The 18,131-nt window shown below is 72.3% G+C and carries 17 protein-coding genes; 15 read left to right on the plus strand and 2 right to left on the minus strand.

The features are described 5' to 3' along the window. Window positions 1-298 precede the first annotated feature (298 nt). The 3 genes from ACZ4YL_RS23375 to ACZ4YL_RS23385 all read left to right on the plus strand — a co-directional run bounded on the left by ACZ4YL_RS23375 (window position 299) and on the right by ACZ4YL_RS23385 (window position 5,099). Window positions 299-2,527 carry a xanthine dehydrogenase family protein molybdopterin-binding subunit gene (locus ACZ4YL_RS23375; RefSeq protein WP_468119016.1) on the plus strand — a complete coding sequence of 743 codons (2,229 nt, stop codon included), beginning with the start codon at window positions 299-301 and terminating at the stop codon, window positions 2,525-2,527. A gap of 21 nt (window positions 2,528-2,548) precedes the next feature. Continuing rightward, window positions 2,549-3,004 (plus strand): (2Fe-2S)-binding protein, encoded by a 456-nt coding sequence (locus tag ACZ4YL_RS23380; RefSeq protein WP_030723046.1) that lies wholly within the window; start codon window positions 2,549-2,551, stop codon window positions 3,002-3,004. Between the two features lie 154 nt (window positions 3,005-3,158). After that, window positions 3,159-5,099, plus strand: a complete 1,941-nt coding sequence (locus tag ACZ4YL_RS23385) for an APC family permease (protein ID WP_468119018.1) — start codon at window positions 3,159-3,161, stop codon at window positions 5,097-5,099. On the opposite strand, the gene ACZ4YL_RS23390 is transcribed toward ACZ4YL_RS23385, so the two are convergent. After that, on the minus strand, window positions 5,017-6,309 hold the full coding sequence (locus tag ACZ4YL_RS23390) for an RsbRD N-terminal domain-containing protein (protein WP_468119020.1): 1,293 nt from the start codon (window positions 6,307-6,309) through the stop codon (window positions 5,017-5,019). The genes ACZ4YL_RS23385 and ACZ4YL_RS23390 overlap by 83 nt on opposite strands. 128 nt (window positions 6,310-6,437) lie before the next feature. On the opposite strand from ACZ4YL_RS23390, the gene ACZ4YL_RS23395 reads away from it, so the two are divergent. The 9 genes from ACZ4YL_RS23395 (at window position 6,438) to ACZ4YL_RS23435 (ending at window position 14,830) form a co-directional block, all read left to right on the plus strand. Further along, complete coding sequence (locus ACZ4YL_RS23395; RefSeq protein WP_468119021.1) at window positions 6,438-7,001, plus strand: TetR/AcrR family transcriptional regulator; 564 nt, start codon at window positions 6,438-6,440, stop codon at window positions 6,999-7,001. Between the two features lie 56 nt (window positions 7,002-7,057). Then, window positions 7,058-7,678, plus strand: coding sequence for a DUF6461 domain-containing protein (locus tag ACZ4YL_RS23400; RefSeq protein WP_468119023.1), 621 nt, complete (start codon window positions 7,058-7,060; stop codon window positions 7,676-7,678). 137 nt (window positions 7,679-7,815) lie between these two features. Next, window positions 7,816-8,058: a helix-turn-helix domain-containing protein gene (locus ACZ4YL_RS23405; protein WP_030723034.1), complete on the plus strand. Its 243-nt coding sequence runs from the start codon at window positions 7,816-7,818 to the stop codon at window positions 8,056-8,058. 160 nt (window positions 8,059-8,218) lie between these two features. After that, complete coding sequence (locus ACZ4YL_RS23410; RefSeq protein WP_189966848.1) at window positions 8,219-8,659, plus strand: hypothetical protein; 441 nt, start codon at window positions 8,219-8,221, stop codon at window positions 8,657-8,659. Continuing rightward, window positions 8,656-9,453: a transcriptional regulator gene (locus ACZ4YL_RS23415; RefSeq protein ID WP_468119025.1), complete on the plus strand. Its 798-nt coding sequence runs from the start codon at window positions 8,656-8,658 to the stop codon at window positions 9,451-9,453. The genes ACZ4YL_RS23410 and ACZ4YL_RS23415 overlap by 4 nt, the downstream gene beginning before the upstream one ends. Window positions 9,454-9,524: 71 nt before the next feature. Next, the gene (locus ACZ4YL_RS23420; protein ID WP_301373166.1) at window positions 9,525-9,944 is read left to right on the plus strand and encodes a roadblock/LC7 domain-containing protein; all 420 of its coding nucleotides are present in this window, start codon (window positions 9,525-9,527) and stop codon (window positions 9,942-9,944) included. A 124-nt stretch (window positions 9,945-10,068) separates the two neighbouring features. Next, on the plus strand, window positions 10,069-10,443 hold the full coding sequence (locus ACZ4YL_RS23425) for a hypothetical protein (RefSeq protein WP_468119027.1): 375 nt from the start codon (window positions 10,069-10,071) through the stop codon (window positions 10,441-10,443). 194 nt (window positions 10,444-10,637) lie between these two features. Then, entirely contained in the window at window positions 10,638-14,216 is a 3,579-nt protein-coding gene (locus ACZ4YL_RS23430) for a bifunctional glycosyltransferase/CDP-glycerol:glycerophosphate glycerophosphotransferase (RefSeq protein WP_468119029.1), read from the plus strand. Between the two features lie 125 nt (window positions 14,217-14,341). Continuing rightward, window positions 14,342-14,830 carry a VOC family protein gene (locus tag ACZ4YL_RS23435; protein ID WP_468119030.1) on the plus strand — a complete coding sequence of 163 codons (489 nt, stop codon included), beginning with the start codon at window positions 14,342-14,344 and terminating at the stop codon, window positions 14,828-14,830. 32 nt (window positions 14,831-14,862) lie between these two features. Here ACZ4YL_RS23435 and ACZ4YL_RS23440 read toward each other — a convergent pair whose 3' ends face one another. Next, a complete protein-coding gene (locus ACZ4YL_RS23440) occupies window positions 14,863-15,603 on the minus strand; it encodes an SIR2 family NAD-dependent protein deacylase (protein WP_468119032.1) in 741 nt (246 codons plus the stop codon). 152 nt (window positions 15,604-15,755) lie between these two features. Between ACZ4YL_RS23440 and ACZ4YL_RS23445 the strand changes: the two genes are divergently transcribed. Genes ACZ4YL_RS23445 through ACZ4YL_RS23455 form a run of 3 tightly spaced genes read left to right on the plus strand, consistent with a single transcriptional unit; the run spans window position 15,756 to window position 18,019 of the window. Next, window positions 15,756-16,184, plus strand: a complete 429-nt coding sequence (locus ACZ4YL_RS23445; protein WP_468119034.1) for a hypothetical protein — start codon at window positions 15,756-15,758, stop codon at window positions 16,182-16,184. A 42-nt stretch (window positions 16,185-16,226) separates the two neighbouring features. Then, entirely contained in the window at window positions 16,227-17,180 is a 954-nt protein-coding gene (locus ACZ4YL_RS23450; RefSeq protein ID WP_468119036.1) for an ATP-grasp domain-containing protein, read from the plus strand. Continuing rightward, window positions 17,177-18,019, plus strand: a complete 843-nt coding sequence (locus ACZ4YL_RS23455; protein ID WP_468119038.1) for a GNAT family N-acetyltransferase — start codon at window positions 17,177-17,179, stop codon at window positions 18,017-18,019. The genes ACZ4YL_RS23450 and ACZ4YL_RS23455 overlap by 4 nt, the downstream gene beginning before the upstream one ends. Window positions 18,020-18,131: the final 112 nt, after the last annotated feature.

Genomic DNA, 18,131 nt, shown 5'->3' on the forward strand with positions numbered 1-18,131 from the left:
AACGGCATCAGCCGGTGGAGGTCGTTCCACCGTGGGAACGGTGGCCGGAATCAGGCCATCCGGCGGCCGTCGCTCGATCGTACGGCCGAGATGTACGAGCCCGGCCCGCCGCGGGAATTGAGTAAGGAACGGATCAAGGCGGGCCATCGGGATACCCCCGAACGAGTGATGTCGCCGTGGATGACGCGGCGTGATCAGGGCTTCCCATCGCCTGGCCGGGTCGCTACCCTACGTGCCGGTAATAAACCGGGGGAGGTCTGCGCGGGCGGGCCCGCGCAGCGTGGGGACACACAACGACATGACCGGGCAGAACCACGCCACGGGGCAGAGCCGCCGTTCCTTCCTCACCTACCTCGTGGCCGCGCCGACCCTGGCCCTGGTCACCCGGGCCGGCGCCGACGCGCTGGCCCCCCAGCCCGCCCACGCCGTGGTGCCCTCCCTGCCGGCCATCGCCGACCTGATCGACCTGGGCGACCTGTTCATCCTGGCCGGCGCACCCACCTCGGCCCTGCTGGCGCTCGCCGTCGAGGCGGACGGCACCATCCGCTTCCGGCTGCCGCGCGAGGAGGTCGGGCAGGGCCTCACCACCGCCGTGGCCATGCTGGTCGCGGAGGAACTCGACGCGCCGCTGGCCGGCGTACGCGTGGAGCTGGACGACGCCCGGCCCGAGCTGCTCTTCAACCAGCTCACCGGATCCTCCAACTCCATCCGCTCCCTCTACGGGCCGGTCCGCCAGTGCGCCGCCACCGCCCGGGCCCGCCTCGTCGCGGCCGCCGCCCACCGCTGGAGCCTGGCCCCGGCCTCGCTGACCACCTCCGGCGGCACCGTCCGCGCCCCCGACGGCCGCACCGCCGACTACGGCGACCTCGCCGCGGCCGCCGCCGACCCCAAACTGATCGTCCTCGGCGCCACCCCCAAGAAGCGGGCCGGGCACACCCTCGTGGGCAGGCCGACCGGCCGCGTCGACGCCCGCGCCATGGTCACCGGCGCCCTGCAGTACACCCTCGACCTCGACGTGCCCGGCGCCAAGCCCTGCGTCGTGCGCCGCCCGCCCACCCTCGGCGGCACCGTCCGCACCGTCACCAACCTCGCCGCCGTCCGGGCCATGCCCGGTGTCCTGCACGTGGTGACCGTCCCGACCGGGGTCGCCGTCGTCGCCGAGACCTTCGGGCAGGCCATCGAAGCCAAGGCGGCCCTCCAGGTCACCTGGGGCCCCGGACCCGCCGACCAGCTGTCCGACGACGGGATCCGCGCCAAGCTGCGCGCCGCCACCCCGCCGTTGCTGGTCCCGCCCCTGCTGACCCCGTACGTCGACGCCGAGTTCGACTTCGCCTTCGTCAGCCACGCCCCGATGGAGACCAACTCCGCCATCGCCGACGTGCGCGAGGACCGGGCCGAGATCTGGTCCGGCCTCAAGTCCCCGATCGTGGCGCGCGAGACCATCGCCGCCGATCTCGGCCTGCCGCTGTCCAAGGTCACGGTGCACGTGGTCCAGGCCGGCGGCTCCTTCGGCCGGCGGCTCTTCTTCGACGCGGCCCTGGAGGCCGCCCGCATCTCCAAGGCCTGCCGCCGCCCGGTCCGGCTCATGTGGACCCGCGTGGACGACACCCGGCACGGCCGGATGCGCCCCGCGACCCACCACAAGATCCGCGCCACCCACCTGCTGGGCGAGGTCCTCAGCTTCGAGCACCGCGTCGCCGCCGCCGAGACCGACTTCCGGCACGGCCTGGGCGAGATCATCACCGCCACCGCGGCCAGTCTGCCGCTGGGCATCGGCAACGCCACCCTCGCCCAGACCCTCTTCCTGACCACGGTGAAGTCCCCGTACCACTTCGGACTCACCACCCAGGCCCTCACCGAGGTGCCCACCGGGATCCCCACCGCCTCCTGGCGCTCGGTCTACTCCGCCAACACGCGCGGAGCCGAGGAGATCGTGGTCGACGAACTCGCCGCCAGGACGGGCCGGGACCCGTACCGGTTCCGGCGCACCTTCCTGAAGACCGACGCCCAGCGCGCCGTACTCGACAAGGCGGCCCAGGAGGGGAACTGGGGACGGCCGATGGAGGCCGGTTGCGCGCAGGGCATCGCCTTCCACGAGGAGTACAAGTCCCGCACCGCGTGCCTCGTGGAGATCGACACCAGGGACCCCGACCACGTCCGCGTCACCAAGGCAGTCATCGCCGTGGACGTGGGCCTGCCGGTCAATCCGCGCGGACTGGAGGCCCAGATGATCGGCGGCCTCACCGACGCGATCTCCACCACCCTGCGCGCCGGGCTGCACCTCGACAAGGGGCTTCCGCTGGAGGGCAGCTACAGCCAGTTCCACTGGGCCAGGCAGCGCGACACCCCGCGCGACGTACGGGTCTTCGTGCTCCCGGCCACCGGCGACGAGCCGGGCGGCGCGGGCGAGCTCGGCGTGCCCGCCGCCGTCGGTGCGATCGCCAACGCCTGGGCCAGGGCCACCGGTTCCAAGCCGCGCAGCTTCCCCCTCGACTTCGACGTCGACTTCACCCCCTACCCCCGATAGTCCCGGATCCAGGAGTACGCAGTGCCCTCGCACACCTTCACCGTCAACGGGCGGAGCGTCACCGTGGACGCGCCCGACGACCTGCCCCTGCTGTGGGTGCTCCGCGACATGCTGGGCGTCCGCGGCCCCAAGTACGGCTGCGGGGTGGACGTCTGCAAGGCCTGCACCAGCCACCTGGACGGCGCCGACATCCGTCCCTGCGTGGTGCCCGTCTCCGCGTGCGCGGGCCGAACGGTGACCACCATCGAGGGCCTGGCGAACGGGGACGACCTGCACCCCGTGCAGGAGGCCTGGCTCGAACAGGACGTCTCCCAGTGCGGCTTCTGCCAGCCCGGCCAGATCATGGCCGCCGTCGCACTCCTGAAGCGCACGAGCGAGCCCACGGACGAGGACATCGACGCCATCGCCAACATCTGCCGCTGCGGCACCTACTTCCGCATCCGGGAGGCCATCCGCAGCGCGGCGCGCAAGATGTGACGGGCGAGGCGATCCCGGGACCCCTCCCGTGCCCGATCGCGCCGGCCGGCCCCCGCGCACCGGCCGCCGGCCGCCGTACGGGACCGAGGACCTCATGGGGTGACACAAGCCGCAAAAGGGGTGATGTGCTTACAGCATGCACGATCATGCCCGAATGAGGCGTATCAATGTGAAACGCGTGCTGGTCGGCGAACCCCTCGACACCTCCCGCCTGGGCGAGACCCTGCTGCCCAAAAGACTCGCCCTGCCGATCTTCTGCAGCGACCCGCTCTCCTCCGTGGCCTACGCCACCGAGGAGATCCTGCTGATCCTCGCCCTCGGCGGCGTCGCACTGCTGCACCTCACCTGGTACGCGGCCGCCGCCATCGTCTTCCTGCTCATCGTCGTCGTCGCCTCGTACCGGCAGACCTGCCACGCCTACCCGGGCGGGGGCGGCGCCTACGTCGTCAGCTCCGAGAACCTCGGGCAGACCGCCGCGCTCACCGCCGCCAGCGCCCTGCTCGTCGACTACGTGATGACCGTCGCGGTCTCCGTCGTCTCCGGCGTCTCCGCCATCACCTCGGCCGTTCCCTCGCTCAGCGACCACGAAGTGGTCCTGTCCGTCGCCTTCGTGGTGCTGCTGACCCTCATGAACCTGCGCGGCGTACGCGAGTCGGGCCGCGTCTTCGCCATCCCCACCTACGGCTTCGTCCTCGTCATCTACCTCATGTTCGCCGTCGCCGCCGTACGGCTCGGGACCGGCGACACCATCCGGGCCGAGTCCGCCGACCTCCCGATCACCCCGGTCGACACCTACACCGGACTCGCCCTGGTGTTCCTCACGATGCGCGCCTTCGCCTCCGGATGCACCGCCCTCACCGGCGTCGAGGCCATCAGCAACGGCGTCCCCGCCTTCCGCAAGCCCAAGGCGAAGAACGCCGCGAGCACGCTCGCCGCCATGGGCGTGCTCTCCGTGACGATGTTCGCCGGCATCACCGCCCTGGCCATGTCGTACCAGGTGCACGTCGCCGCCGACCCCACCGAACTGGGCCTGCCCCCGGGCACCGCCACCTCCACCGCCCTCGCCCAGATCGGCCGCGCCACCTTCGGCAGCTGGCACTTCCTCTTCTACCTGCTCCAGGCCGTCACCGCGGGCGTCCTGATCCTCGCCGCGAACACCGCCTTCAACGGTTTCCCGATGCTCGCCTCGATCCTGGCCAAGGACCGGTACGCGCCCCGCCAGCTCTTCAACCGCGGCGACCGGCTCGTGTACTCCAACGGCGTCGTACTCCTCGCACTCGTCGCCATCGCCCTCATCGTGGCCTTCGACGCCGAACTGACGCGCCTCATCCAGCTCTACATCATCGGCGTCTTCGTCTCCTTCACCCTCTCCCAGTCGGGCATGGTCCGGCACTGGAGGAAGGCCCTCGCCTCACCCGCCACCCCGCGCGAGGAGCGGATCCACATCCACCGCAGGCTCGCCATCAACGCCGTCGGCGCCACCCTGACCGCCCTGGTCCTGGTCATCGTCCTGCTCACCAAGTTCACCCACGGCGCCTGGCTGGTGGTCATCGCCATGCCGCTGCTCTTCCTCGGCATGAAGGGCGTCCGACGCCACTACGACCAGGTCGCCCGGCAGGTCGCCATCGCTCCCGACGCCACCCCGCGCAAGCCCGCCCGCCACCACGTCCTGGTCCTGGTCGCCGCCGTGCACGCCCCGACGCTCAAGGCCATCGGCTACGCGCAGGGACTGCGCCCGGACACCCTGACGGCGGTCACGGTCGCGGCGGACGAGAAGGAGGCGACCGGGCTGCGCGAGGCGTGGGCCGAGCACGACACCGGCCTGCCGCTGAAGATCCTGCACTCGCCGTACCGGGAGGTGGTGGGCCCGATCCTGGCCCACGTCGAGGAACTGGCCGCCGGCTCCGGCACGGACATGCTGTCGGTGGTGATCCCCGAGTACGTGGTGGGCCACTGGTGGGAGCAGCCCCTGCACAACCAGAACGCCCTGCGGCTGAAGGCGCGACTGTTCTTCACGCCGGGCGTCGCGGTGATCGACGTGCCGTACCTCCTGGAGTCCGCGAGGCCCGCGGATCCGGCGCGGCGCGGCGGGTAGCGGATTCCGCCTCGACGCGCTGCAGCACCGCCGAGTGCGCCAGCGCCAGCTCCACCACCTGCCGGGGGTCGGACAGGGAGCGGCCGGTGAGCCGCTCCAGGCGCCGCAGCCGGTTGGAGACGGTGTTGCGGTGGCAGTACAGCCGCTGCGCGGCGTCCGTGGTCGAGCCCCGGCACGCCAGCCAGGTGCCCAGGGTGGTCAGGAGCGTCCGCCGGTCCTCTGCGGGCAGTGCGAGCACCGGACCGAGCACCACCTGGCGCAGCCGGCCGGCGAGCTCGGCCTGGGCCGCGACCAGCGCCGCCGGCAGCCGTTCGTCCAGCACCGCGGTGCGCGGGCCCTCGGACTCGGGGGCCGTGCGCAGCGCGAGGGCGGCCAGCCGCCGCGCCCGGGCCAGCTCGGCCGGCGCCTCGACGACCGGGCCGACCCCGGCCCGCACCCCGAGGGGCGCGAGCAGGTCCCGTACGGACTCCAGCGGATGGTGGCCCAGCTCCACCAGGCCGATCTCCCCGTCGGTGCGGATGCGCCACAGCACGCGCGGAGCGGAGGCGGCTCCGGGCCCCCCGGCCGGGGCGGCCGGCGCGACGGCGGCGACCGGGATGCCGGACGCGCCTGCGGCCAGCACGACCACCGTGAAACGGCCCCGCTCCGGCAGCCCCAGCTGCACGGCGGCGGCTTCGGCGGCTTCGGCGGCCGAGAGCGACGGCCCGTCCGCGCCGTCGAGCAGCACGTCCAGCAGGGCCGCCCGGCGCTCCCGGTCCCGGTCTGCGTGCGCGGCCTCCGTCCGGCGGTACGACTCGGTCATGGCGTCCGTCATCTGGTCCAGTACGTCCCACAATGCGGCCGCGCCGGGCAGCAGCCGGGGCAGCGCCGCCCGGTCGTGCGCGGTCACGGCCTCCGTGAGGCTCTGCCAGAGGAGCCGGCCGCCACGGCGGTAGGTGCGCAGCAGGGAGGCGAGCGGCAGTCCCTGCTCGGCCCGGAGCGTGCCGACGGCCCGGGCGTCGGCGAGCTCCACCGGCAGGCCCCGGGAACTGCGCAACAGCCCCTCGACGGCCTGGCGGAGGGTGTGGTGGATCCGCTCGCGCAGCTCGGCCCGCCCCAGCAGGGCTGCGTAGGCGGGGTCCTCGGCCAGCGTCCGGTCGGCGAGCCGGTCCGCCGCCACGGCGATCCGGCGGGACAGGTCCTCGCGTATCTCCTCGATGATCCGCTCCATGACGCGCAGCCTGACACGGGGGAGGGGGCGGTGGGGAGGGCTCGGACCGGGCACGTCCGCTACCGTGTGCGAATCACTGCACCTGCAGTGCTCACCCGATGTGCCCCACCCACCCCAGGGACCCGCCCATGCGCCAGAACCCGCAGCGCCGCGCCGCACTGCTCGACGCCGCCATCGAAGTCCTGGCGCGCGAGGGCTCGCGCGGCCTGACCCTGCGCGCGGTGGACGCCGAGGCGGGCGTGCCCACGGGCACCGCCTCGAACTACTTCGCCAACCGGTCCCAGCTGCTCGTGCAGATCCTGCACCGCACCCGGGAACGGCTGGTCCCGGACCCGGCGGACCTCGCCGGCCCGCTGGACACCGAGATCCTGCTCACCCGGCTCCTGGACCGGATGCGGCGCGAGCGCAGTGTGCACATCGCCATGCTGGAGCTGCGGCTGGAGGGCACCCGGCGCCCCGAGCTCCAGGCGGAGCTCGCGTCCTTCCAGGGCCTGGAGCTGGAGGCCAACATCAGGTGGCACCTGGACGCGGGGCTGCCCGGGGACCGGCAGGGCGTGCTCCTGATGTACCTGGCGATGCTCGGTCTGATCGTGGACGACCTGACCGCGCCCGCCATGCTGGAGGCGCACTCGGTGCAGGGGCTCATTCGGACGATGGTCGAGCGCCTCCTCCCGGAGAAGCCCGCGGACTGACTATCGTGCCGGTGAACAAGCACCGGCGGGGTGGGGAAACCGTGGGGAGTGCGGAGATGGCGGACATCGCAGAGGACGTGTCGGACGGGATCCGGTGGCTGGCTCACTGGGACCAGTGGTTCGCCGGTCTGACCTTCGCCCGGGGGATAACCCCCGACGAACTCGCCGCGCGGCTCGGCGCGCTCCCCGGGGTGCACCCCGGGCCGCTGGGCGCACTCGACGCCTGGAGCATGGTCACCGAGACCGCGGACGGCGACGGCGTGGCCCGGGTCGGCCGGTGGGGCGGCTGGTCCTTCGCCGTCGAGCACGGTCTGCCGGCCGGAGCGGAACGGCTCGCCGAGGTCTCCCGGGGCGGCGTGGAGGCCGTCCACCTCGACCCGCAGCCCGACCACCCGCCCAAGCAGTTCGCGTACGCCCGGGACGGCGAGCTCGTGTGCTGCTTCGGCCTCGGCGAGGAATGCTGGCGCGGCGGCCACCGGCCGGACTTCCTGCTCCAAGAGCTGATCGCGGCCGGCATCCTCACCCCGGACGGCGCGTGCGCCCGCCCGGCCGGCGAACCGGACGCGGACCGCGACCGCCACACCCTCGCCGTCGTGGAACGCCGCTTCGGGCTGTCCCTGCCGCGCCACCTGATCGCGGACACCCCGCTCCCGGCGTACGTGACCTGCACGCGCTAGGGCCCGGCGGTCCGGGCCGGGCCAGGGCCGGGATGCGGTGATCTTATGCTCAGGTTTACGCGAGTCCGCTGGTTTTGCGCCCGGTGAGCCACTTTGATGGGTTTGCCAGGCCTCGTACCGGAGCAGGGGGACTAGTCATGGGCACCGACCACAGTCAGAAGGACAGCACACCCACCCTGATCGGCTCCGTGCAGCGCGCACTGCGCCTCCTGGAAGCGATGTCCGCGGAGGGCGGGGTGACGGCCAAGCGGCTCGCCCGGCTCACCGGCATCCCCCTGCCGACCGTCTATCACCTGCTGCGCACCCTCAGCCATGAGGGCTACGTGCAGCGCGAGGGAGGGTCGTTCCGCCTCGCGGACGATCTTCCGCTCGCTTCGTGATCAAATATCGACGCGTTCCGGCCAAGGTCTCGCACCCTTCCTGGCATGTTCCAGCGGAAAATGCCAGAACACCCTTTCGTGCACGGGAACTTGAGTAAGTTCCCTCCTGTTGCGCCGTACGACAGTGCACCCAGCACGTCCGGCCGGGAGGGGAGCCCGCGTGCCCGGGATCGACGAATGCCTGCTCGAAGCCATGGCCCTGCCTGGTGCGCGGGGGGCCGCGCTGGTCGACTGGAGCAGCGGACTGGCCCTCGGCACCGCGGGGGAGTCGCCCGTGGGAGACCACGAGACCACCGCCGCCGAGACCGCCGAACTGGCTCGGGCGGCAGCCGAGTACGAGTCCTTCGCCCCGGCGGAGACCGACCCGGCACACGGTGGCGGAGCCGTTCCCTCCGCCGGTTCGTCCGCCGGCTTACCGGCCGGCCCGCCTGTCGAGGATCTGATCGTCACCACCCGCACTGGATACCACGTACTGCGCTTCGTCGAGACGAGCTTCGACAGCAGCGTATTCCTGCACCTGTGGCTCGACCGTGCCGACGGCAATCTCGCCCTCGCGCGCCACAGGCTCCGTGCCCTGGCCGAGGGGCTGGTACTCAGATGACCACCCCGGCCACCGCCACGGCCGCGAACGCCTGCGCCGCTGTCTCCCCCCTTCTCACCCGACTCGCCGCGGAGCGCGCCACCGGTGCCCTGCTCCGCGACCGCGGCACCCTCTTCCTGGAGGACGGCCGCATCGTGCACGCGGAGAGCCCGGCCACCCCCGGTCTCGACGTACTGCTCACCACCGGCGGCGGCCTCGCACCCGAGCGCTGGCGCGAGGCCGTGGACCGGGCCGGTGCCCGCCGCCAGGTCGCCCGCTTCCTCGTGGACAGCGGCGGCCTCGCCGGCGGGGAGCTGGAGATATGCCACCTCGCCGCCATATTCGACGCCGCCTTCTTCGCACTCTCCCCGGGCAGCGGGCCCTCCCGCTTCCGCCGCGGGGCCACCCACTGGATCGGCTCCGTCCGTTCCGTTCCCGCCGCCGCCGTCGAACGGGAGACCCGGCGCCGCCGGGACCTGCTCGACGCGGTCTGGCCGTACCCCCTGCTGGACACCTCCCCGGTCGTACCCCGGGCGGCCGCGCCGGGCCAGACGATCACCTCCCGGCAGCGGGCCCTGCTGGGCCGGGCCGACGGCCTGCGCACCCCGGCCGACCTCGCGTGGGTCCTGGGCCGGCCCGCCTTCCACACCCTGCTCGACGTACGGCGCCTCGCGGCGGCCGGACTGGTCGAGACCCCGCACACCCCGGCCCCGCCGCCGGCCGTGGCGCCCCTGCCCGACTGGATGACCGAGGCCCAATCCCCGGACGTGGCGCTGCTCCGCCGGTTACGCGACGCACTGGAGGCAAGTCTGTGAGGCTCCCGCTGCGACCGGCCCTGCGCGCCGACCGCTCCGAGCGAAGGCAGCCCGAAAGGAGAAAGGCCGACATGAGTACGGTGCCCCCCGAGACGGAGGCCGAGATACTCGCAGAGCTCCGCAGGCTGCGGGCCCGGGTACCCCAGCTCACCGGTGCGCTCGCCGCGAGCGCCGACGGTTTCGTGCTGGCCCAGGACAGTGCCGCCGCCGAGGCCGAGTCCGTCGCGGCGCTGACCGCCGCCGCCCTGGGGGTGGCCCAGCGGCTCAGCGACTGCACCGGCCAGGGTGCATTCCGCGAACTGCTCGTGCGCGGTGAGGACGGATACGTCGCCACCTACGCGGCGGGCCTGGCGGCGGTCCTCACCCTGACCGCCGAACCGCGCGTCAACGTCGGGCGCCTCCACCTTGAGGCCCGGCGCTCCAGTCTCCGGATAGCAGAACTGATCGACCACACCCTCGGGCGACGCGGTCCCGGAGCCGCTCCCGGGTGATTCGCGTTCCGGCCGGCGGCAGGGCCCGACCTGTCCGGCGCGTGCCGCCACGGCCATACCCAGCTACAGCCCGTCACATTCCCTCACATCCCAGTCACAGTGAAACGAGAAAGAGGACCCTCTCATGGTCAATGTGGAGACCGCACTCAAGGAAGCCACCACCACGATCGAAGGCGCGCTCGGTGCCGCGCTCGTCGACTACGGCAGTGGTATGGCCCTCGGCACGATCGGGGGCGGCAAGGACCTCGACCTCGCGGTCGCGGCGGCGGGCAACACGGACGTGGTCCGCGCCAAGGTCCGCACGATGGAGATGCTCGGCCTCAAGGACGAGATCGAGGACATCCTCATCACCCTCGGCAGCCAGTACCACCTGATCCGGCTGATGAAGGCCCGCGGTTCCACGGGCTTCTTCCTCTACCTGGCGCTCGACAAGGGGCGCGCCAACCTCGCGATGGCCCGTCATCAATTGAAGAAGATCGAAGCAGACCTGGAGGTCTGACCGGCCCCACGGGCACGGTCGGGCCGCCTCCAACCGCATCGCCGAAGTGGCGGACGGCTGAATTCTTTGCCGTCCGCCCTGGCGGTTGGCTGCGTATGCCCCATATGGGTGGAGTTTATGACTCTGTTACAGAGTAGGATGCTGTGAGTAGCTGATCATCGACAAAGCATAAAACGCTGGAGAAACCGCCACCCATGCCGCCGCGCCTGAGTATCGTCGTCCCCGTCTACAACGTCGAGCTCTACCTCGACGAGTGCCTGGAATCCATCGCATCCCAGACCTTCGAAGACTTCGAGGTCATCCTCGTGGACGACGGGTCCACGGACACCAGCGCCGTCATAGCCAAGGCGTTCGCCGCCAAGGACAAGCGCTTCCGCGTCGTGATGCAGGACAACGCGGGCCTCGGTGCGGCCCGCAACGTGGGCGCCCGCCACGCCGACAAGGACAGCGAGTACCTGGCCTTCGTCGACAGTGACGACACGATGCCCGACTACGCCTACCAGCGGCTCATTGGCGCGCTCGACGAGACGGGTTCGGACTTCGCGGGCGGCAACGTGAAGCGCTTCCGCTCCGTCGGCATGCAGCAGTCCTGGGGACACCGGGCCGCCTTCGCCCGCACCCAGCTGAAGACCCACATCTCGAAGTTCCCGGCGCTGGTCACCGACCGCACCGCGTGGAACAAGGTCTACCGGCGCAGCTTCTGGGACCGGCACGGCTTCCAGTACCCGGAAGGCATCCTCTACGAGGACGCCCCGGTCAGCATCCCCGCGCACTACTTCGCCTCCAGCGTCGACATCATCAGCGACTGCGTCTACCACTGGCGCGTCCGCGAGACCGGCGAGCGCTCCATCACCCAGCGCTCCACCGACCCGATCTCCCTCATCGACCGGGTGAAGTCCGTACGCCTGGTCCGCGAGTCCCTCAAGGCCAAGCAGGGCGCCAAGTACGCCCGCTACCTGCGCGACTACGACCACAACGTGCTGAGCGAGGAACTCCCGCTCATCTACAAGTACGTCGACGAGGGCGGCCCGGATTTCCGCGCCGCGTTCGTCAAGGAGGTCGGCGGTCTCGTCCGCGAGATCGGCACCGGCCCCTGGTCCGACCTGACCGTCGCCGACCGGCTCAAGGCGTACCTGGCCGGCGAAGGCCGCGTCGAGGACTTCATCGCGCTCCAGCACCACCAGCGTGACTACAACTACAGCGTGCCGGTCAAGGGCCTCGCCCGCCCGCAGGCGGACTACCCCTTCCTGCAGGGCCGTCCGCCGGTCCCGGCCAAGATCCTCACCCTCGGCCCGCGCGAGCGCCGCGTCGTCAGCCGCCTGGAGCAGGCGGCCTGGGCCGACGGCAAGCTGCTGCTGCGCGGCTACGCCCTCCCCGGCCACCTCGGTGCGGAGAGCCGCCTCGGCTCCCGCAAGATGCTGGTGTTCCGCGAGGGGAGCAAGCGCCGCCGCTCCGTCGTCAGCACCCGTACCGTCGCCTCCCCGATGGCCACGGTGAAGGCCCCGCACCTCGCCCTGCGGCACGCCGACTGGGCGGGCTTCACCGCCGTCGTCGACCCCTCGATCTTCCAGTCGGGCGGCAAGTGGAACCAGGGCATATGGACCACGTCCATCGCCGTCACCGGGGCCGGCGGGCTGCACCGCGCCCGCCTGCGGGGCGGCGAGAACGACACCGGCCAGAACCCGCCCCCGCACTGGGTGGCCCCCGATGTCCGGATCGTCCCGGCCGTCTCCGGCGCCCTCACCATCCAGGTGGAGATCGCCCGCGCCCGCGCCCTGGACGTCCGCGCCGCGGGTGAAGACGCCGTCGAGATCATCGGCGAACTCTCCGCCGAGGCCGTCGGATCCACCGCGCTGCAGGCCGTCCACGTCACCACGGGCACCGTCCTCACCTTCCCGCTGGAGACCGCGGCGTCCGGCGCCGGCCGGGCCTCGTTCACCGCCCGCGTCCCGCTGGCCGACCTGGCCGCCGTACCGGACGCCGAGTGCGAGCCCGGCGAGTGGGCCCCCGAGCCCTGGAGCCTCTCCGTCATCGGCGCCGACGGCACCGAGCACCGCGTGGTCCACGACGAGCGCGGTGGATTCGACGGCCTCGTCCTGCCCCTGTCCGGTGAGGAGGGGGACCGCTCCCTCTTCGCCAAGCGCGGCAACACCGGACACCTGACCCTCTCCGTTCAGCCCTCCCCGCCGCTGGTCGACGAGGTCATCGCCGAGGACGGCACCCTCACCCTGCGGGGCCGCTTCGTCGCGCCGACCGACGAGCCGTACGAGTTCGTCCTGCACGACGCGCACGGCGTGGAGTTCAGCTACCCCGTCACCCGTGACGGGGACGCCTTCGAGGCCGTCTTCCAGCCCGTGCTGCCCGAGGTGTACGCCGGCCGCACCACGCTCCCCGAGGGCCGCTGGTGGCCGACGCTGCGCCCGGCCGCCCAGGGCGGAACCACCGCCGGACTGCTCGGTGTCGACCGCGGCGCCCCCGTGCAGATGGGCCCCGGCCTGCTCTTCGCCGGGCCGCACCCGCTCACCGTGCAGGGCCGCCGGATGCGGGTCGAGGCCCGCTTCTACGACCGCATGGTGCTGGTCGCCGACCCGCTGATCAGCCCGCACGACCGCTCCCACTACGCGCAGCGCGTCGCCCGCTTCGAGACCTACCCGGCGCAGCGCGCCCTGCCGGTCAAGGACATCGTCGTCTACGACACCTTCCAGGGGCAGGGTGCCGGCGACTCGCCGCGCGCCATCCACGAGGAACTGGTGCGCCGCGGCGAGAAGCTGGAGCACGTCTGGCTGGTCCGCGACGGCCGCGCCGAGGTCCCCGCGACCGCCCGCGCCGTGCAGTACGGCAGCGTGGAGTCGTGGGAGGTGCTGGCCCGCGCCCGCTACTACGTGACCAACGACAACGTGCCGCAGCGCTTCGAGCGCCGCACCGGCCAGGTCGTCGTACAGACGTGGCACGGCACGCCGATCAAGCAGATCGGCCACGACTTCGTGCACGACTACTACACGAGCCCGGAGATCCTGGAGGGACTGGCGCACGACAGCGCCCAGTGGTCCCTGCTGGCCTCCCCGAGCTCCTACGCCACGCCCCTCCTCAAGCGCGCCCTCGGCTACGACGGCGAGGTCATCGAGGCCGGCAGCCCGCGCACGGACGCGCTGGTGCGGCCCGACGCGCAGCGGATCGCCGAGGTCCGGCGACGCCTCGGCCTGCCCGAGGGCAAGAAGGTCGTCCTCTACATGCCCACGTGGCGCGAGAACAACGAGGGCTTCTCGGGCGGCTACAAGCTCGATCTGCGGATCGACCTGGACCAGGCCCGCCGCGAGCTGGGCGAGGACCACGTCCTGCTGATCCGTAGCCACCACCACGTGACGGAGCAGGTCCGGGACGGTGTTCGCGACGGGTTCGTCGTCGACGTGTCCCGCTGGCCCGACGCGGCCGACCTGCTGCTGGTCGCCGACGTGCTGATCTCGGACTACTCCTCCGCGATGTTCGACTTCGCGCACACCGACCGGCCGATCCTCCTCTTCGCGTACGACCTGGAGCACTACCGCGGCACGCTGCGCGGCTTCAACTTCGACCTGGAGGCGAAGGCGCCGGGACCGCTGCTGGCGGACTCGGCGAGCCTGATCGAGGCCGTGCGCAACGCGGACGAGGTCGGGGCGGAGTACGCCGAGGCGCGGGCGGCGTTCCGCGCCGAGTTCTGCGACCTGGACGACGGCAACGCCACCGAGCGCGTCGTCGAGCGCATGCTCGCGATGGGTGCGGCGCCCGCCAAGTAGGCCGAACGGACGAATTACCGGCTGAATGCGAACCGGCCCCGGACCCACCGATGAATTTCGGGTCCGGGGCCGGTCTGTATGTGAGGGACGGTGACCACCGTCCACCCACCGGCCCGGAGGCAGAGATGAGCGGCAACGGATTCACCACGTGTCTGTGGTTCGACGGCAACGCGGAAGCGGCCGCCGACTACTACCTGTCCGTCTTCAAGGACGGCAAGCTCGGCCGGATCGGCCGGTACACGGAGGCGGGCCCCGGTGAGGCCGACTCCGTGATGGTCGTGGAGTTCGAGATCAACGGCCAGCAGTTCATCGGCCTCAACGGCGGCCCGCAGTTCCCCTTCACCGAGGCGATCTCCTTCCAGATCCGCTGCGCCGACGAGGCGGAGGCGGACTACTACTGGGACGCGCTGACCGGCGACGGCGGCGAGGAGGGCGTTTGCGGCTGGGTCAAGGACAGGTTCGGCGTGTCCTGGCAGGTCATCCCGCCGGGCGCCATCGACCTGATCGCCGACCCGGACCCGGGGCGGGCCGCCCGGGCCACCGCCGCCATGATGCGGATGAAGAAGCTGGACGTGGCGGAAATGCGCCGGGCGGCGGACGCGGGTCAGGGCTAAGGCCGGGGCTCGGGCTCGGGCCTGGGCCTGGGCTAGGGCCTGGGCTCGGGCGCGGCGATCCTGGCCAGCAGGGCCGGCAGGGCGGTGCCGATCGGCTCCCGGAGGATCTCGTCGGCCAGCGGGTCGTACGGGGTCTCCTCCGCGTTCACGATGATCAGCCGGGCCCCGGCCTCCGCGGCCATCCCGGCGAGCGACGCGGCGGGCTGCACCTGCAGGGTCGACCCGACGGCGATGAAGACCTGGCACCCCTTGGCCACGGCGATCGCCTGCCCCAGCACCTCCGGGTCGAGCCGCTGGCCGAACATCACGGTCGCCGACTTGAGGATCCCGCCGCACACCAGGCAGGCGGGATCCGGTTCCCCGGCAGCCACCCGGGCCAGCGCCTGGTCCATGCCCGACCGGGCGTGGCAGGCCGTGCACACCACCGACCGGGCGCTGCCGTGCAGCTCGAACACCTTGCGCTCGGGCATCCCGGCGAGCTGGTGCAGCCCGTCCACGTTCTGGGTGATCACCCGCACCGGGGTGCCACCGCGCTCCAGCTCCGCCACGGCCAGGTGCGCGGCGTTCGGCCGTGCTCCGAGCCCGCCGATCTCGGCGCGCATCAGCCAGGAGCGGCGCCGGATCTCCGGATCGGCCATGTAGTACGCGTACGTCACGAGCTTTTCGGCGTCGGGATCCTGCCGCCACAGGCCCCGGGGCCCCCGGTAGTCCGGAATTCCGGAGTCGGTGGACATCCCGGCCCCGCTGAACACTGCGACAAGTGGCTTCCCCATGCATCGACCCTACGTACGGGTGAGGGCCGGCCGCGAGCCCATTTCCGCGCACCGGCCGGAGGGTCGTTTCTGCGGTGAATCCCGCCCCCCACAGGAGTGAGATCCGCGCCCCGCCCTCCCGATCCACCGGCCCGGCGGGTACAAGACCGGACATGATGCTCAAGCCGTACCGCCTCGGTGCCCTGCTGCTGACCCTGCTCGCGCTACCGGTCATGCCGTCCGTTCCCGCCCTTGCCGCGCCCGCCGCCCTCGCGGGGAGGGGACACACCGCTGCCCAGATCAGCGACTTCCTCATCGGCTTCTACGGTGACCACGGTCCCTCCGCGCAGGACCGGGAGAACCAGGTCTCGCAGATCCTCAAAGAGAGACAGCAGGTCAATGAGGAGCTCGACGTCCTGCTCTGCGCCCACGACGAGCCGCAGGACATCGGCGTCGGCCCGGTCACCGTCGCGAAGACCGCCTCGGTGGGCTGGGCCACCGTGACCACCCACTGGGCCTCCGGCACCACCGACACCTTCACCGCGTACGTGCGCCTCGACTCCAACCCCATCCGGCTCGACGACGTGATCTGCGCGGGCTGAAATCCTTACGGTGATCGACGGGGCCGTTCGTAGGGTGGGCGCATGGCTACGACAACCGCGACCACCACCACCGTCCTCCACTGCCGCGACCCGTTGAACGAGCGCCGGGTCGACGCCCACTTCGCGGCGGAGGCCCGGCAGTTGCGCGCCGCCGGGGGCACGGCCCTGCTCATCGACCACGACGCGCTGCTCGCCGGGGACGCCGAGCGGGCCGTCGCACGCGTGCCGGACGGGACCGGAGCCGTCTGGTACCGGGGCTGGATGATCCCCGCGGGCCGGTACGCCGCACTGGACGCGGCCCTGCGCCGGCGCGGTGGCGAGCTCCTCGTCACCCCGGAGGCGTACCGCCGGGCGCACGAACTCCCCGGCTGGTACGAGACCTTCGCGGGCCTGACCCCGGTCAGCGGCTGGTTGCCGGCGGGTCCGGGAGCGGTCCCGGACCCGGAGGGACTCGCGGCCCTCGCGGCGGGCCTCCCGCCGGGACCCGCCGTCGTGAAGGACTACGTGAAGTCCCGCAAGCACGAGTGGGACGAGGCCTGCTACGTGCCCGACCTCGCCGACCCGGCCGCGCTGCACCGCGTCGTCACCCGCTTCGTCGAACTGCAGGGCGAGTTCCTGGCGGGCGGGGTGGTGCTGCGGGCCTTCGAGCACTTCGTCACGCCGGAGGCGGCGGCCGCGGAGATACGGGTGTGGTGGCGGGACGGGGCGCCCAGGCTGGTCACCGCCCACCCCGACAGCCCGGCCGCAGAAGTCCCGGAAGCAGCCCTCGAACGGGCCCTCGAACCGGTCCGGGCGGCCGTCGGGGCGCTCGGCTGCCCCTTCGTGACGACCGACCTCGCGCTGCGCGCGGACGGGGTCTGGCGGGTCGTCGAAGTGGGGGACGGTCAGGTCAGTGACCTTCACCGGGAAGCCGATCAGGCCGCGTTCGTCCGCCTTCTGACGGCTGATCAGGCACCGCTGCGCACACCGGACCCATCTGGTACAACACCGGCATGACGGGATTCGAGATCGCCGGCGCGAGCGCCGCCGACATGGGGCTGATCCGCGACTGGGCCGACGAGGAGGGCTGGAATCCGGGGGACTCGGACCGGTTCGCCTTCGCGGTCGCCGACCCGGAGGGGTTCCTCATCGGGCGGCTGGACGGCGAGCCGGTGGCCTGTATCTCCGCCGTGCGGTACGGCGGAGGCTTCGGCTTCATCGGCTTCTACATCGCCCGGCCGGCCGTCCGCGGCCAGGGGTACGGCATCCGGCTGTGGCGCGCCGGGATGGAACGGCTCGACGGGCGGCTCGTGGGGCTGGACGGGGTCGTCGACCAGCAGGACAACTATCGCAAATCAGGATTCCGTTGGGCCTGGAACAACTTCCGCTACGAAGGCACCCCGCAGGGGGACGACGACGGCGCGGTCGAGATCGTGGACGCGGGCACCCTGCCCTTCGGGCGGCTCGCCGCCTACGACCGGCGGTTCTTCCCCGCGCCGCGGGACGCCTTCCTGTCCGCCTGGACCGGGCTGCCCGGCCGCACCGCGCTGGCCGCCGTCCGGGACGGCCGCATCGAGGGCCTCGGCGTGATCCGCCCCTCCAGCGCCGCCCACCGGATCGGCCCCCTCTACGCGGCCACCCCGGCGGTGGCGGCGGCCCTGCTGCGGAGACTGGCCCGGCACGCCCCCGACGGGCTGGTGTCCGTGGACGTACCGGACGCCAACCCGGCGGCCGGCACGCTCTTCGAACGCCTCGGCCTGGCCCCGGCCTTCGAGACGGCCCGGATGTACACCGGCCCGGCACCGGACCTCGCCCTGCCGGAGCTCTTCGGGGTGACCAGTCTCGAACTGGGGTGAACATGCGGCCGTGTTGACGGAGGGTCGACAAGACACCTCCTGGGCATGGGCGCTGGCAACCCCCGGTGCACCGGGCCGGACGGCGGTCGCACGGCGCCGCCCGGCCCACCGC

This window comes from Streptomyces sp. NPDC030021, from assembly GCF_055574035.1.